This is a genomic window from Anaerosalibacter bizertensis, assembly GCF_009696605.1.
GTDB classification, from domain to species: Bacteria; Bacillota; Clostridia; order Tissierellales; family Sporanaerobacteraceae; genus Anaerosalibacter; species Anaerosalibacter bizertensis.
This window is the reverse complement of the sequence record NZ_VULR01000010.1, coordinates 76,815-93,025: the sequence shown is the minus strand read 5'-3', so window position 1 is coordinate 93,025 and position 16,211 is coordinate 76,815. Positions and strand designations below refer to the sequence as shown.

Sequence of the window (16,211 nt, the reverse complement as noted above, 5' to 3'; positions counted from 1 at the left end):
TGCTATACCTAAAATTAGACTAAGAAAAATATATTTGAATTTATAGAAACTTAGGTACTTCAGTTGTTAACTTGAACATAAAAAAAGAGGCATTTCATAACTGATAAATCAGTTATGAAACAGCCCCTTTTTATATGGGTATTATTATTTATTTAATTTTATTTTTAATTTTTCCAACATATCTTCAGTCATTTTAGCTAAATCATATTTAGGATTCCAACCCCATTCTTCTCTTGCTGCACTATCATCAAGAGAATTTGGCCAAGATTCTGCTATAGCTTGCCTTACTGGATCTACATCATAGTCCATTTCAAATTCAGGTATGTGTTTTTTGATTTCAGCTGCTATGTCTTCTGGTTCAAAGCTCATTGCAGTAACATTGAAAGCATTTCTATGAATAAGCTTATCTGGATTTGCTTGCATTAATTGAATTATAGCATCAATAGCATCTGGCATATACATCATATCCATATAAGTTCCTTCTTTAATAAAAGAAGTATATCTACCATGTTTTAGTGCATCGTAGTAGATATGTACTGCATAGTCTGTTGTTCCACCACCTGGTAATGTCTCATGTGATATAAGTCCTGGAAAACGCACTCCCCTTGTATCTACGCCAAACTTTTTAAAATAATAATCACATAAAACTTCTCCTGCAACTTTAGTTACACCATACATAGTCTCTGGTCTTTGAATAGTATCTTGAGGCGTTTTATCTTTTGGTGTAGATGGACCAAAAGCCGCAATAGAGCTCGGTGTAAATACTGAGCAATTCTCTTGTCTACCTATTTCTAGAACATTATAAAGTCCGTTAATATTAATATCCCATGCTTGATTAGGTTTTTCTTCACCTACAGCTGATAGGATTGCTGCCAAATGGACTATAGTATCAACCTTGTGTTTTTTAACTATATCAGCTAGTTTTTCTCCTTCTGTCACATCTACTACTTCAAAAGGACCAGATTCAATTACTCTTTCTTGTCCTTCTTTTTTTCTCCTACTACTAGCTATAACATTGTCATTGCCATATATACTCCTTAGTTCCATAGTAAGTTCAGATCCTATCTGTCCAAGAGCTCCTGTAACTAAAATTTTACTCATTAAACACACCTCCAAAAAATAGGTTTTTTATACTTATTTCCCATTTCATTATAACATATTTTTCAAGTTTTGAAATATATTTATCAACAACTGTAACAAACTCCTATAGTTTCTGGTCCTAAATGAGCACCTACTATGGGGCCTAGTTCATCTATTGTTATTAAAGCTTTAGGAAATTCTTTAATTAATTTTTCTTTTAAGCTAACAGCTTCATCATAATTTAATATATGACAAACACCAATTCTTTTCACATCAGAAGGTATTGTTTCAATTATCTTTTTTACAGCTTTATTTTTTCCTCTAGTTTTTTCCAATAGTCCTAATTCTCCGTCTTTAAAGGATATTATACGTATCACTTAATTTAGAAGATATAGTTAAAACTACTATTTCATCATATTTTTTAAGAAAATCTCCTGTGGCTGGTTGCAAGGTATAATAGAAATATCCTTTTCTAGTGCATAATCTTTATCTATATAACTAGTACTATCTGTAATTATTTTTATTTTATTCATTTATTTCCTCCTAAATTCAAGTACAAGGGAGGAAAACCTCCCTTGTCTAATTATTTAGCTACTATATTATATATCTTGCCCGGAATGTATATTTCTTTAACTATTTTTTTATCTCCAATAAATTTCTTTACTCCAGCATTTTCTAGTACCTTATTCCTTACACTTTCTTTAGATTCATCTATAGATATTTTTTCCCTACCTCTAACTTTTCCATTAACTTGGATAGCAATTTCAACTACATCCTCTACCAATTTATCTTCATCCCATTTTGGCCAAGTAGCTTCATGTAACATTCCACCTAAACCTACTCTTTCCCAAATTTCTTCAGTAATATGTGGTGCTACTGGATTTAAAAGTATTAGATAAGTTTTTAATTCTTCCTTGTTTATCTCTCCTATATCATTAAATTCATTTAATAAAGACATTAAAGCTGCAATAGCAGTATTAAATTTCAATGTTTCATAGTCTTCTGTTACCTTTTTTATAGTTTTATGGATACTAGTTTCTAATTTTTTCGAATAACCATTACCATCTACAACTATATCTTGAAGTCTCCATACTCTCTCTAAAAATCTTCTACATCCTTTAACCCCATTTTCAGACCAAGGAACACTCTTTTCAAAATCCCCTATGAACATTTCATATGTTCGCAATGTATCTCCACCATATTCATTTACTATATCATCTGGATTTATAACATTTCCTCTAGACTTTGACATCTTTTCATTATTTCCACCCAATATCATACCATGGGCAGTTCTTTTATTATATGGTTCTGGGCAAGAAACTACCCCTATATCATATAAAAATTTATGCCAAAATCTTGAATAAAGTAGATGAAGGGTAGTATGTTCCATTCCGCCATTGTACCAATCTACTGGAAGCCAATAATCTAATTCTTCTCTGCTAGCTATCTCTTCAGTATTATGAGGATCTACATATCTTAAGAAATACCAAGAAGATCCTGCCCATTGTGGCATAGTATCTGTTTCCCTTTTAGCATCTCCTCCACACTTTGGACATTTTGTATTTACCCAATCTTCCATATTTGCAAGAGGTGATTCACCATTATGTGTAGGTTCATAATTTTCTACCTCAGGCAACATAACAGGAAGTTCATCTTCTGGCACTGGAACCCAGCCACATTTTTCACAATGAATTAGTGGTATAGGTTCTCCCCAATATCTTTGACGTGAAAATACCCAGTCCCTTAATTTATAATTAACTTTCTTCTTACCTAATTCTTTTTCTTCTAGCCAATTACTGATCTTTTCTATAGCTTCTTTTACCTCTAGGCCATTTATAAAGTCAGAATTCACTATTTTACCAGTTTCCGTATCAGTATAAGCTTCCTTTTCTACATCTCCACCTTCAACTACTTCTACAATTGGAAGACCAAACTTTTTAGCAAACTCCCAGTCTCTACTATCATGGGCAGGTACTGCCATTATAGCACCTGTTCCATAACTCATAAGTACATAATCTGATACCCAAATAGATATTTCTTTCCCATTAGCTGGATTTATTGCTTTCAATCCTTTGATTTCAACACCTGTTTTATCTTTATTTAATTCAGTTCTTTCAAAATCTGACTTCTTCGCAGCCATTTCCTGATATTCTTTAATTTCATCCATATTTTCTATAATATCATTGTATTTTTCTATTAGTGGATGTTCAGCAGCAATGACCATGTATGTGGCACCAAACAATGTATCTGGTCTAGTAGTAAATACTCTTAGTGAATCTTCTGTTCCTGCAATTTGAAAATCTACTTCCATTCCTTTAGATCTACCAATCCAATTTATCTGTTGAGTTTTTATTCTCTCTATATAGTCAACTGTATCTAAATCATTAATTAGTCTATCTGCATATTCAGTGATTTTTAGCATCCATTGATTCTTTACTTTTCTAACAACTTCTCCATTACATCTTTCACAAGTTCCATTTACTACTTCTTCATTTGCTAATCCTACTTTACAAGATGTACACCAATTTATAGGCATTTCTTTTTTATATGCAAGACCTCTTTTAAACATCTCTAAAAATATCCACTGTGTCCATTTATAATAAGATGGGTCTGTAGTATTTATTTCCTTTGACCAGTCAAAAGAAAATCCTATTGATTTAAGCTGTTCTTTAAATTTTGCTACATTATTTTCAGTAACTGTTTTAGGATGTATCTTATGTTGTATAGCAAAGTTTTCTGTTGGAAGTCCAAAAGCATCCCAACCCATAGGATATAGTACATTATATCCTTGAAATCTCCTTTTTCTAGAAACTACATCTAACGCTGTATAAGGTCTTGGATGACCTACATGAAGTCCTTGCCCTGAAGGATAAGGAAACTCTATTAATGCATAAAATTTTGGTTTTGTCTTATCTTCACTAGTTTTAAAAACTTCTTTTTCATCCCATATATCTTGCCATTTCTTCTCAATTTTTTTCGGATTATATTCCATCACTATAATTCCCTCCTACTATTTTATATAAAATAAAAAAGCCTCTATCTCCATTAGAGACGAAAGGCTTTATTCCGCGGTACCACACTAATTGATAGAAAAAATCTATCCACTCTAAGAAATAACGGTTCTTTTGCCGGTTAAAGCTAATATATTTCACTTTAACAACTCAAGGACGAGTTCAGCAGCATTTCTACTGTCTTCCACCAGCCGACAGCTCTCTATAAGAAATTTAAAGCCTACTACTTCCTTTCATAGTTAAATATATGTAATTTAAAATAATATAATAAAATCTAATTTAGAGTGTATTATAGCAGATATATATAAATAAATCAAGGTTTATTGAATTTTTTGTGACTATTTTTTGATTATGTCAAACTAATACTATAAAAAAAGATGAGGCTTATTGCGTCCTCATCTTTTTAATTAATTATATGTGAATATAAGCTCCAGGTCCAAGTGGAAGCCCTAATATATACCAAATTATCATTAGGATTGTCCAACCTAATAAGAAAGTCATTGAATATGGAATCATTGTAGATATCAAAGTTCCAAGTCCACTTTCTTCATCATATCTTTTAGCAAAGACAACTATCATAGGAAAATAACTCATAAGTGGTGTTATTATATTAGTAGTTGAATCTCCTATTCTATATGCAACCTGTGTTAATTCTGGAGAAAGTCCTAATTTCATCATCATAGGTATAAATATTGGAGCCATAATAGCCCATTTTGCTGATGCAGAACCCATAAATAGATTTAAAAAGGCTGAAATTATAATAAAAGCAATTATAAGAGGTAATCCAGTAAATCCTATACTTTTCAATAAATCAGCACCTTTATAAGAAATAATAGCTCCTAGATTAGTATAGCTAAAATAATTTACAAATTGAGATGCAAAAAACGCTAATACTAAATATCCTCCCATGCTTTCCATTCCACTAGTCATTGCAGTTACTATATCTTTGCTATCTTTAATTTTGCCAGTTGTTTTACCAAAAACAATACCTGGAATTATAAACAATAATAATATTAATGGAAGAAGCCCATTATTCATAAAAATATCCAATGTCATCTTACCAGTATTTTCATCTAACTCTTTAAATACTGCATTTTTAGGGAACATTAAAAAAGCTGCCAAAATTACAAATATTAAAAGTGAAATACCAGCATTTTTAAGAGCTTTCTTTTCAAGAGGGGTTACTTCTGCTTTGTCAGGAATATAATCCCCAGTATAAGTCCCAAGGTTTTTCTCTACTATTTTTTCAGTTACAAAGGTACCTAAAAATGTTAATAATATAGTAGAAACCATCATAAAATACCAGTTAGCTGTAGATGTAATTTGATAATCTATACCTACACTTCTCAAGGCTTCATTGGTAATACCTGCAAGTAATGGATCTGTTGTTCCAATAATAAGATTAGCAGAAAACCCGGCAGATACACCTGCAAAAGCTGCTGCAAGCCCTGCAATAGGATGACGACCTGCTCCTGCAAATATAATAGCTCCCAAAGGTATAACAACAACATAACCAGCATCTGATGCAATATTAGAAATAATACCTGTAAAAACAACTACTGCTGTTAACAGTCTAGGATTTACATCTGTTAATAATCTTTTTAATGATGTATTAATAAGTCCAGACCATTCTGCTACACCTACACCTAACATAACTACAAGTACTGTGCCTAATGGTGCAAAACCTGTAAAATTAGTAGTTGCACTATTAAAAATATAACGCAAACCCTCTGCATTTAAAAGTGAAACTGCCTTTTTAGTCACCTCTTCTCCAGCTTTAGCATCAAAATAAGTAACTGATACTCCCGTTGCAGCAACAATTGCAGAAACTACAACAATAGCAATACTTAAAATTATAAAAATTATAACTGGATGTGGTAGTGCATTCCCAATTTTTTCGACATTTTTCAAAAAACCTTTTACTTCATTTTGTTTTTCTTTTCTAATATTTGTTTCTGACATAGTTTCCTCCTTTTTCGGTGATAAATGTAATAAATTCAATATAATGTAATCAGAATTATATATCAAAAAATAATCCATGTCAAAATTACATTTAATAACAATTATTAATTTATAATAATATTTTTAGAAAAATTGATTTATTATCTGAAATAGATATTGAAGCAAATAGGAATAGGACTATTCCTATTTGCTGAACTGAGACTAAGTGGAAAGGAAATTCTAAAACACGCTAAATTAAAACTCTGCTGAACCTACTGTCCTTGGAAAAGGTATTACATCCCTAATATTTTTCATACCAGTCATATACATAATAGCTCTTTCAAAACCAAGTCCAAATCCTGCATGTTTTGTTCCACCATATTTTCTAAGTTCTAAATACCACCAGTATTCTTTCTCGCTCATTCCCAACTCTTTCATTCTTTCTTCTAAAACATCTAATCTCTCTTCTCTTTGACTACCTCCAACTATTTCTCCAACTCCAGGTACTAATAAGTCCATAGCTGCTACAGTCTTGTTGTCATCATTAAGTCTCATATAAAAAGCTTTAATATCTTTTGGATAATCTGTTACAAATACTGGTTTTTTAAATACTTTTTCTGTTATATATCTTTCGTGTTCAGTTTGCAAATCTATTCCCCATTTAACTGGATATTGGAATTTCTCCTTAGATTTTTCTAATATTTCAATAGCTTCTGTATAGGTAATACGTTCAAATTCAGAATTAACTACATTTTCAAGTCTATCAAATAATCCTTTGTCAACAAAAGAATTAAAGAATTCCATTTCTTCCTTAGCATTTTCCATTACATAGTTAATTATATACTTCATCATATCTTCAGCTAAATCCATATCATCATTTAAATCAGCAAAAGCAATTTCTGGCTCTATCATCCAAAACTCTGCTGCATGACGAGCAGTATTAGAATTTTCTGCTCTAAAAGTTGGACCAAAGGTATATACATTTCTAAAAGCTAGAGCATAAGCCTCTGCTTCTAATTGGCCACTAACAGTTAAATTTGTATCTTTTCCAAAAAAATCTTTTGAAAAATCTACTTTATTTTCATCATCTAGTGGTATGTTCTTTAAATCTAAATTAGTCACCCTAAACATTTCTCCCGCACCTTCAGCATCACTACCAGTAATTATTGGAGTGTGCACATAGACAAAATTTCTTTCTTGAAAGAATTTGTGAATAGCATATGCTGCTAAAGATCTAACTCTAAAAACTGCAGAAAAAGCATTACTTCTAGGTCTCAAATGAGCTATAGTTCTTAAATATTCAAATGAATGCCTTTTCTTTTGTAATGGATAATCTTTAGCTGAATCTCCTATCATAGAAACACTAGTTGCCTTAATTTCAAAAGGCTGTTTTGCCTCTGGTGTAGGATCTAATTTCCCTTGAACTACTATTGAAGCACTAATAGGAAATTTAGATATTTCCTTAAAGTTTTCAAGCTTTTCATCAAATACTACTTGAATATTTTTAAAGAAAGTACCATCATTTACTTCTATAAATCCAAATTTCTTAGAAGATCTCAATGTTCTTATCCAACCTTCTATTTGAACTTCTTTATTTAAATATTTTTCTGTCTCTCTAAAAATTTCTCTCACAGTAACCCTTTCCATTTTCTTTCTCCTTTCAAAATAAAATTAATAAATAAAAAACCTCTCATCCTTATGAAGGGACGAAAGGTTCGCGGTACCACCCTAATTGTCATATTCTAAATGACCACTTTAATTAGCAAATCAATACCTATCATATATAACGGTATGAATCCGTCTAAGCCTACTTTCTTACAGATTTCGGTTAGAAACTCCAGGATGTTCTTCAATATAGAGTCTGTATCGGTCTTTCACCATCACCGACTCGCTAAAACTTTCTCCATATCTACTCTTCCCTTCAAAGTCTTTATATGTATCGTCATATTGTTTTAAATACAATTATAATTTTATTATTTCTTTTTGTCAAATAAACTATCCAATCTTTCTTTGATATTTTTTTCATATCCATTTTCTGTAGGATTATAATATACTTTATCTTTTAATTCATTAGGAAGATATTGTTGTTTTATATAGGCATTAGGATAATCATGAGGATATTTATAATCAACACCATGATTTAACTCTTTAGCTTTATTGTAACTAGTATCTCTCAAGTGAAGAGGAACTAAACCTACTTTTTTATCCCTTACATCTTCTAATGCATTATTTATACCTAAATAGGAGGCATTGCTCTTTGGTGCACAAGCAATATATACAGCAGCTTGGGCTAATGGTATTCTTCCTTCAGGCATACCTATTATATCTATTGCTTGAAAAGCTGATACAGCAATATTCAAAGCTTGAGGATCAGCATTTCCAACATCTTCTGAAGCAGATATAATAATACGTCTTCCTATAAATTTAGGATCCTCTCCAGCTTCAATCATTTTTGCAAGCCAATATAGTGTAGCATCTGGATCTGAACCTCTCATGCTTTTAATAAAAGCAGAAGTAGTATCATAATGTTCATCTCCAGATTTATCGTATTTTATTCCTCTAGTCTGGATACAATCTTTTATAACTTCTTTATTAATTAATATTTTCCCTTCATTATCTTTAGGAGTGGTCAAGACTGCTAGTTCCAATGAATTTAAAGCCGTACGAGCATCTCCATCAGCTATATTTACTAGGTAATTTATAGCTTTTTCATCAATTTTAACATCCTTCTTTCCTAAACCACTTCTACTATCTTTTAAAGCTCTAGACAATAATAACTTTAAATCTTCATCCTTTAATGGTTCCAATTGTATAACAGTCATCCTAGATAAAAGGGCTTTATTTACTTCAAAATAAGGATTTTCAGTTGTTGCCCCCACTAAAATTAGTATACCTCGTTCTACAAAAGGCAGAAGTGCATCCTGCTGAGATTTATTGAATCTATGTATTTCATCTATAAACAATATAGTTCTTCTTCCATACATCTTTAATTTTTCTTCTGCACTTTCTGTTACCTTCCTAATATCTTTAACTCCCGATGTAACTGCACTTAGTTTTTCAAAATTCATCTCTGTAGTATTAGCTATAATCATAGCTAATGTAGTTTTCCCTGTTCCAGGAGGTCCATAAAATATCATAGAAGGTAATCTGTCCCCTTTAATAGCCCTATTTAAAAATTTACCTTCTCCTAATAAATGATTCTGACCTACAAATTCTTTTAAATTTTTTGGCCTCATTCTTTCTGCCAATGGTGCTTCTTTTTCCAATTGTCTCTCCATATTGTAACTAAAAAGATCCATTAAATCACCTTTCTACTAAGGTTAAATATAGACTCTCTTTACATACTCAGATGTAGTGGAACTTAATATTCCACCATAGTCTAATTTAAATCTTATCTTATCACCAACGCTATAGTCTATTTTACTATTAGTTACATCTAATATCAAGTGATCACTACTTCCACCTAGTATTATTAGATCATCATCTATGGGAACTATATTTTCTAAATCTATATCTTGTTTACCAATAGCACATATCATTCTCTTTCTTATACCCCTATCTGTAAAAGTAGGCTTATTTCCAAAGGCATCCATTCCTATTTCACCTATTGGTATAGAAGGCTTTTCTTTTAACTCTATAGCTTCTACGACTATAGTAAATGCATCATCAAAAGTATCTTCTATTCTATCTCCAAAAGCTGTTTCTCTACCTAAAACTAGTGATTCTCCCAACCTCAATTGATTTATACCTTCTGGCATATTATCATTAAATATTAAATGAAGACTACTGGAGTTGCCACCTGAAATAATTTCTAAGTCAATATTATAATTACTTTTAATTTTTTCTGCAACTTTAATAAGTTTACCTACATTGTCCTCTCTTGGTATTATTCCACCATAACAAGTTAAATTAGTCCCTATACCTTCTAATTTAATTCCCTTTAATTTCAATATTTCTTCTACAGCTTCATATATTTCTTCCTCTTTGAAATATCCTTCCCTTAAATCACCTAAATCTATCATTAAAATAATCTTGTGAACTTTTCCAGCATCTACTGCCTTTTTAGAAAGAATTTTAATAGTATCCATTTCTGAATTTAGAGAAACATCTGCATACTCTACTATATCTTCTGCTTCACTTTGCATAGGTAATCGTAATAAAATTTTAGGAATATCAAAATCTTTCAACTTTTTTAAGTTTTCTATCCTAGAATCTGCTAAAAAACTAACACCTCCATCTACATAGGCTTTAGCTATTTTAGGATCACCACAAAAAACTTTAGTTACTCCTGCTACTTTTATACCTTTACTATTACATTTATTTACAATATATTTAACATTATGTTCAAGTTTATTTAAATCTACTTCTACTCTCGGATAACCCATGTTTATCCCTCCATTTATATTTTAAATAAGTCCAACAAAATGTTGGACTTATTTAAATTATTATATTAGACTTATTTAATTTCAAGACTATCTTTTAAAATACTTAATGCAGCTTGTGGATGTCTTTTTGCTAATACACCCAATGAAGCCATTATATAGTTATTGTCTATTAAAAGCCTGGCATCTTTATTTGGCAATAATTCCATTCCTTTATTACTTAAAGCTATTTGCTTCATCATATCCATTCTATTTGGAAGTCTTGTAAGAGCACCTCCAGTACCTAATATATACTTCACTCGAGTTAAATCTTTTCCTTCAGCAACAGTTTTCTTTCCACCTGGTCCATATAAATGTCTAAAGACTCCGGCATGTCTTTTTACTGCAGTAACAACGGCATGGAGAGTCAATTCCTCTACAAAATTTCTTTGTAGGTCTGTTTCAGGTATAGGTTTATGACTTTCAATAAGTTCTTCCAATTCTTCTAAACTAATATTTAAGTTTTCTGCTATTTCTTCTCTTCCTACCATTTCTACAATATTTTTCATATTTACATAAACACCTAAATCACCTTCAACAGTCCTTTTTGCTACAGGCTCTGGACTTATAAGTATTCTCGCTATCTCATCACTACCTTCTGTAACTGAATGAACGTCTGTGGTAGCTCCTCCAACATCTAGAGTTAATAGATCCCCTATATCCTCATATAATAATTTAGAAGCATTCATTACGGCTCCTGGTGTAGGCATAATAGGACCAGTAACCATATCCCTTATTCTTTCCATTCCTGGAGCATGAATAATATGTTTTTCAAATACATCTTGTATAACTTTTCTTGTAGGTTCAATATTTAAATCGTCAATTTTAGGATATACATTGTCTACAATGTATAACTCTGATTTAGTATCTTCAAAAGCTTCTTTTATTTCTTCATGATTTTCAATATTTCCAGCATATATAACTGGCACATCTAAATCCAGTTCTGCAATTAATTCTGAATTATAAAGAGCAGTATCCCTTTCACCATAATCTACTCCACCTGCAATTAAAATAATATTTGGATTTATTTCTTTAATCTTCTTTAAATCTGATTTCCTAAGTTTTCCTGAAGTAATATATTTTATATTGGCTCCTGCACCTAGTGCAGCTTCTTTTGCTGCCCTAACTGTCATATCATAAACAAGCCCATGTACTGTCATTCTTAGGCCACCTGCTGCACTACTAGTAGCTATAAGTTCATCATATTCTAGATCTTCTACATTTAAATTTTTCTTTAAATCATCTATTGCCCCTTTGAGCCCAATATTTACATCGCCTTCTAAAACAGAAGTAGGGGCTTGCCCTTGTCCTATAAATTTAGGGCAAGGGCTATCCACCTCATGAAATCCATTGACTACTGTAGTAGTGCTACCTATTTCTGCAACTAATATATTAATTCTCATTATTCATCTCTCTTCTTTTCTTAACTATAAATGTTGCTACATGGGCTCCATTTGATCCTCTTCCAAAACCTGCATCCATTCCATTTTTAACAGCTAATTCATTTGAAACTTGAGTACCACCAGAAACAAGTATTATCTTATCTCTTATACCTTTTTCTATGCAAAGTTCATGTATTTTTTTCATATTCTTATAGTGAATATCGTCATGACTTATAATTGTAGAAGCAAGTATTGCATCAGCGTTTACTTCAATAGCCGCGTCTACTAGTTTTTCTACTGGTACTGATGTTCCAAGATATTCACATTCTATACCGTATTTTTCAATTCCACCATGTTTAATATCTATTATTTCTCTAAGTCCTACAGAGTGTTCATCTTCTCCTACAGTTCCAGCAACTACTTTCATTGGATTTGCTTCAATATCGGCCCTTATTTCATCATCTGTCATGATTTCTGGCTTTGGAGGAATTACTAATTTATCAGTATCTATAGCAAATGGAACTCTACCTTTCAGCTCAATTCTAGTTCCTTCTGCTTCTTGCATTATTTCTCTGTGAATTACTTCTACATCTTCAAGTCCCATTTTCTTACCAATTTCAAGAGCAGTAAATTCTGCTACTCTTTCTTCTGCAGGTAAGAATAATGTAATTTGAATTATTCCATCCCCTGCCCATTCCATTTCAGGTTTTATCTTAGAAGTTTTTCTTAATTCTTTTGTCTCTTCTAATCTAACATTAACATTATCATTTTCATCTAATTCATCAATAAATATAATTTTATCTGGATCTTCAAAAGTAGAACCACCTATTAATTTTGAAGGATTGTCTACTGCTTCTTCATCGTATTGTGCTACATTATTATATCCAAATACAGCTGTAACAGGTGCCATATAATCTTCTTCTCTTTCATATACCGTATCTACTCCAATACCACCATTAATCTTTCTTGCAATTCCATCTCCATTTCTTTCTGGATATTCTCCTGAATCAACAAAGAAACCTTCTTCAACTGCCTTGAAATATCCGCCTACTTCTATAATTTCTTCCATAAATAGGACTGCTCTTTCTTTAAGCTCTCTTACCTTATCAGCTAATTCTCCCTTATCTCTCTTTATTTCAACCATTTCTGTAAGTCCATCCATACCTACTAATGCTTGTTTTGCTGTATCTACAGCTTCAATATTGTATATATGCCATGGTACATTTCTACCTTCATCTGGTGTAATAGTAGATTGAATTTCCGCTCTTGTAAGTTTTGAGATAAGTAAATTTAGTGTATGAGTTACTGTTGCTTCTCTAGTTGATGATTCCATATATTTTGTATTCATTTGTGCTCTCATCTTATATTCTCTAAAAAGCTCTCTAAGCGCAACTGCATAAGGTAAATCCAGTCTCATACAAGGAGCTGGAGGAGCTGTTGGTGGTACAGTTGAAAGACAGATATTTTCTTTATCCATACCTACTTTTACTGAAAACATACTATTAAGAGCATGTTGAACCATAAGCTCTGGCATTACTTTCCATGCTTCTCTTGCTGTAGCATTGGCATTATGAGCTCCGTCTATTTGTGCTATTTCTGCCCAACTCATAACCTTTTTAGCTGAAGCAGCATCTACAAAAGATCTAACCATATTTATATTTCTATAAAGTACATTATACTGAGGGTCTTGGTGAGCACCATTTACTCCCTCTTCTGCAAACATAACCGCAATTTCAGGTCCTGCAACTCCACTTACATATGAGTGGTAATTTAATGGACGACCTACCTCATCTTCTATTATGTCTAATGCTTTTCTTTGAGCTCTTACTTGTTTTCTAGTAACTGGTATTCCGCCTACTCCTTGAGGTGTACCCTCTATTAAACCATCGAAATGGCTTTGTCCTGCTGTTCTAATAACCATTAAATGATCTGCACCATGCCATGCAGCCATTCTCATACGTCTAATATCGTCTTCAAATCTCCCAGAAGCAATTTCTGTAGTTATGACATTTTCTGGTTGAGGATCAATATAACCAAATCCCTTACTTGATGGTAGTGGTTGGCTTTTTTCTAATGGCTCTGCTGTATCATAATACTCAAATTGGCCAATTTTTCTTTTTTGTCCTATTCCTTCTCTCCAAGTCCAACCTCTTCTCCTTGGTCTATATTTATCAATATCCTTCAATATATTTTCAATATCTAATTTTTCATTAGGTTTAAGTTCCATTAGTTAGCACCCCCCTTAAAAATTGCTACAACATCTTCCCACATTTCTCCTTCTGCAAGTTTAAGCCCTGCTTCTCTTATAGGCATATCTTTTTCTTTTGCTAATCTATATACTAAATGACCTGCACCTTTTCCTAAAAGCCCTCTTTCTATAGCACCATCTACAATTGCACTACATTCTATACTTGAAAAACCCATTCTCATAAGTACAGATCTTTCAATAGATGGAGAAGTGTTTTTATAAGCTAAATCTACTAGTGGATTAACAATCTCCTCTGCTAATTTCCAAAATCTTTCCTCTAATTGTTCTTCAGTCAAATCCGCAAGATGTTTTCTTCTCGTTTGAAAATCGTCTTCTCTTTTCATCAAAAGCACCCCCTAATAATATATAAAATCTTAATATTCTACTTTCAATTCATCTAATACTTTTTTAACAAACTCTTCACTAGATTTTGTATCTTTTACTAAAAATTCTATGTCTTCACTAGTAACACTATTTACCTTAGTATTTTTTATACAATTTCTAATATAAGATCTTTTAATTTTATTTAAATCTATATCCTTTGTTTTTATATAACTTGGATCTTCAGGTAGAACAATGTTTTCTCCAGGTATTTCATCTTTTGGATCACCGATAACTATTTCTATTCCGTTTTCTTTTGCAAAAGTAAGCTGAGGTTGAATATGTTTACCTGCTCCTGTGTATTCTGTTTCTTGAGCTACGATTATTTTATCTTCATCTAGCTCTTGTGCTAATGCAAAAGTTGCTGCCAATGATGTATTTCCTGCTGGACCTCTTTCTAATCCCTCTAACTGTGCTAATGCTTCTGTCATATAGAATACAGAACCTTGGTTAACAGTTACATATCTATCCATATATCTTAATGGTCTTGCTGCTGATCTTGGAACATCAGATCTATCTGGCCAAGTTGCAAATGGTATACCAAATCCAGTATGACCAGTAGTAAAGGATTTTTTATTAAATTGTTTATCACTAGCCATATGTAGTCCACTTAAATCTACACTAGCTCCCACAATTTGAGTATCTGCATCTGCTTTTATAAGTCCTCTTGCTGTACCAGTTAAATTTCCTCCACCAGCATTTGTTACAACTACTACATCTGGGTCTTTTCCTTCTCTTTCTCTAAACTCCATAGACAATTCATAACCTAGAGTTTCTACACCTGCTATACCAAAAGGAGTATACAATGAAGCATTGAAATATCCGGTTTCTTCCAGCAGTCTTAAGAAACTATAAAATAATTCTGGACCAACAGTAAGTTGTACAACTTCTGCTCCATAAGCTTCACATTTTCTTGCCTTTTCTACAATTTCAGGTTGGCCTATTTCTCTTGAATCATAGCATTCTTGAACTATTATACATTTCAATCCTCTCATAGCTGCCTGACTAGCTACTGCTGCACCGTAATTGCCACTAGTCGCTGCAATAACACCTTTATAACCTAATTTCTTTGCATGGTAACAAGCTGTAGCTGCTCTTCTAGCTTTAAAACTTCCTGATGGATTAGCAGCTTCGTCTTTTACAAAGATTCTAGCTCCTTTTCCTTCAGGTGCAAATTTTCTTGCTAGAGCAGTTAAATTCCTTAGTTCATAAACTGGTGTATTCCCTACTCCCGTTTCACTTTGAATTTTTTGCATTTGTTGCAAACTATATCCTGTTTCTCTCATCATTCTTTCATAATCAAAAGCAATACTTCCAGACTCAAATATATCATAATCTATTCCAATAGCCTTTTTCATTGTCTCTGGTCTTCTAGCCATTACAGCTTCAAAACTCATATCCTTACTCACCTTGCTCACTCCCTTCTAGGTAACCCCTAAGCTGTCTTCCTATGTATAACAACTCAGGTACACATTTCCCAAAATCATGATCATAAAAAGGATTTACTTCTACCAATTTTCCTTCTACTTTTCTTCCTATATAAGATTCAACTTCTACCATATCACCTATATTTGCACCTTCATTTAAAAGGAAGCCTTTATCCCACATTTCTAGAGGTACTTTTTTTGTATCTTCAGGTAAGTTTGGAGACCTATCTTCAGGGTTTAAAACTATATTATGAATTCTTACCCAATCACCTTTTTTAGCATCCATTTTAATTCCCCTCTTTCCTTTTTATAATATATTT

At 32.2% G+C, this 16,211-nt stretch carries 13 protein-coding genes and 2 other annotated features; all 13 genes read right to left on the bottom strand.

Annotated elements, in window-relative coordinates; all coding sequences use genetic code 11:
* Window positions 1–144: 144 nt before the first annotated feature.
* Complete coding sequence (locus tag FYJ27_RS08525; protein ID WP_154484425.1) at window positions 145–1,101, bottom strand: L-threonine 3-dehydrogenase; 957 nt, start codon at window positions 1,099–1,101, stop codon at window positions 145–147.
* Between the two features lie 83 nt (window positions 1,102–1,184).
* Window positions 1,185–1,457, bottom strand: coding sequence for a DegV family protein (locus FYJ27_RS08520; RefSeq protein ID WP_226808187.1), 273 nt, complete (start codon window positions 1,455–1,457; stop codon window positions 1,185–1,187).
* Between the two features lie 27 nt (window positions 1,458–1,484).
* The gene (locus tag FYJ27_RS08515) at window positions 1,485–1,613 is read right to left on the bottom strand and encodes a DegV family protein (RefSeq protein WP_154484423.1); all 129 of its coding nucleotides are present in this window, start codon (window positions 1,611–1,613) and stop codon (window positions 1,485–1,487) included.
* 50 nt (window positions 1,614–1,663) lie between these two features.
* Window positions 1,664–4,075 (bottom strand): leucine--tRNA ligase, encoded by a 2,412-nt coding sequence (gene leuS / locus FYJ27_RS08510; RefSeq protein ID WP_326831060.1) that lies wholly within the window; start codon window positions 4,073–4,075, stop codon window positions 1,664–1,666.
* Window positions 4,076–4,124: 49 nt separating this feature from the next.
* Window positions 4,125–4,337 (bottom strand) — a binding site (T-box leader).
* 165 nt (window positions 4,338–4,502) lie between these two features.
* Entirely contained in the window at window positions 4,503–6,053 is a 1,551-nt protein-coding gene (locus FYJ27_RS08505) for an AbgT family transporter (protein ID WP_154484422.1), read from the bottom strand.
* 234 nt (window positions 6,054–6,287) lie between these two features.
* Entirely contained in the window at window positions 6,288–7,679 is a 1,392-nt protein-coding gene (asnS, locus tag FYJ27_RS08500; protein ID WP_154484421.1) for an asparagine--tRNA ligase, read from the bottom strand.
* Window positions 7,680–7,731: 52 nt separating this feature from the next.
* Window positions 7,732–7,966: a binding site (T-box leader), on the bottom strand.
* A 39-nt stretch (window positions 7,967–8,005) separates the two neighbouring features.
* The gene (locus FYJ27_RS08495; RefSeq protein ID WP_154484420.1) at window positions 8,006–9,331 is read right to left on the bottom strand and encodes a replication-associated recombination protein A; all 1,326 of its coding nucleotides are present in this window, start codon (window positions 9,329–9,331) and stop codon (window positions 8,006–8,008) included.
* A gap of 21 nt (window positions 9,332–9,352) precedes the next feature.
* The gene (orr, locus tag FYJ27_RS08490; protein ID WP_154484419.1) at window positions 9,353–10,417 is read right to left on the bottom strand and encodes an ornithine racemase Orr; all 1,065 of its coding nucleotides are present in this window, start codon (window positions 10,415–10,417) and stop codon (window positions 9,353–9,355) included.
* Between the two features lie 71 nt (window positions 10,418–10,488).
* Window positions 10,489–11,856 carry a GlmL-related ornithine degradation protein gene (locus FYJ27_RS08485; protein WP_154484418.1) on the bottom strand — a complete coding sequence of 456 codons (1,368 nt, stop codon included), beginning with the start codon at window positions 11,854–11,856 and terminating at the stop codon, window positions 10,489–10,491.
* Window positions 11,846–14,062, bottom strand: coding sequence for a D-ornithine 4,5-aminomutase subunit OraE (oraE, locus tag FYJ27_RS08480; protein ID WP_154484417.1), 2,217 nt, complete (start codon window positions 14,060–14,062; stop codon window positions 11,846–11,848). Before oraE ends, FYJ27_RS08485 begins: the two co-directional genes overlap by 11 nt.
* On the bottom strand, window positions 14,062–14,427 hold the full coding sequence (locus FYJ27_RS08475) for an ornithine aminomutase subunit alpha (protein WP_154484416.1): 366 nt from the start codon (window positions 14,425–14,427) through the stop codon (window positions 14,062–14,064). Before FYJ27_RS08475 ends, oraE begins: the two co-directional genes overlap by 1 nt.
* A 30-nt stretch (window positions 14,428–14,457) precedes the next feature.
* Window positions 14,458–15,873, bottom strand: coding sequence for a 2-amino-4-oxopentanoate thiolase subunit OrtB (gene ortB / locus FYJ27_RS08470; protein ID WP_216383066.1), 1,416 nt, complete (start codon window positions 15,871–15,873; stop codon window positions 14,458–14,460).
* Entirely contained in the window at window positions 15,866–16,177 is a 312-nt protein-coding gene (gene ortA, locus FYJ27_RS08465) for a 2-amino-4-oxopentanoate thiolase subunit OrtA (RefSeq protein ID WP_154484415.1), read from the bottom strand. The genes ortB and ortA overlap by 8 nt, the downstream gene beginning before the upstream one ends.
* Window positions 16,178–16,211 lie beyond the last annotated feature (34 nt).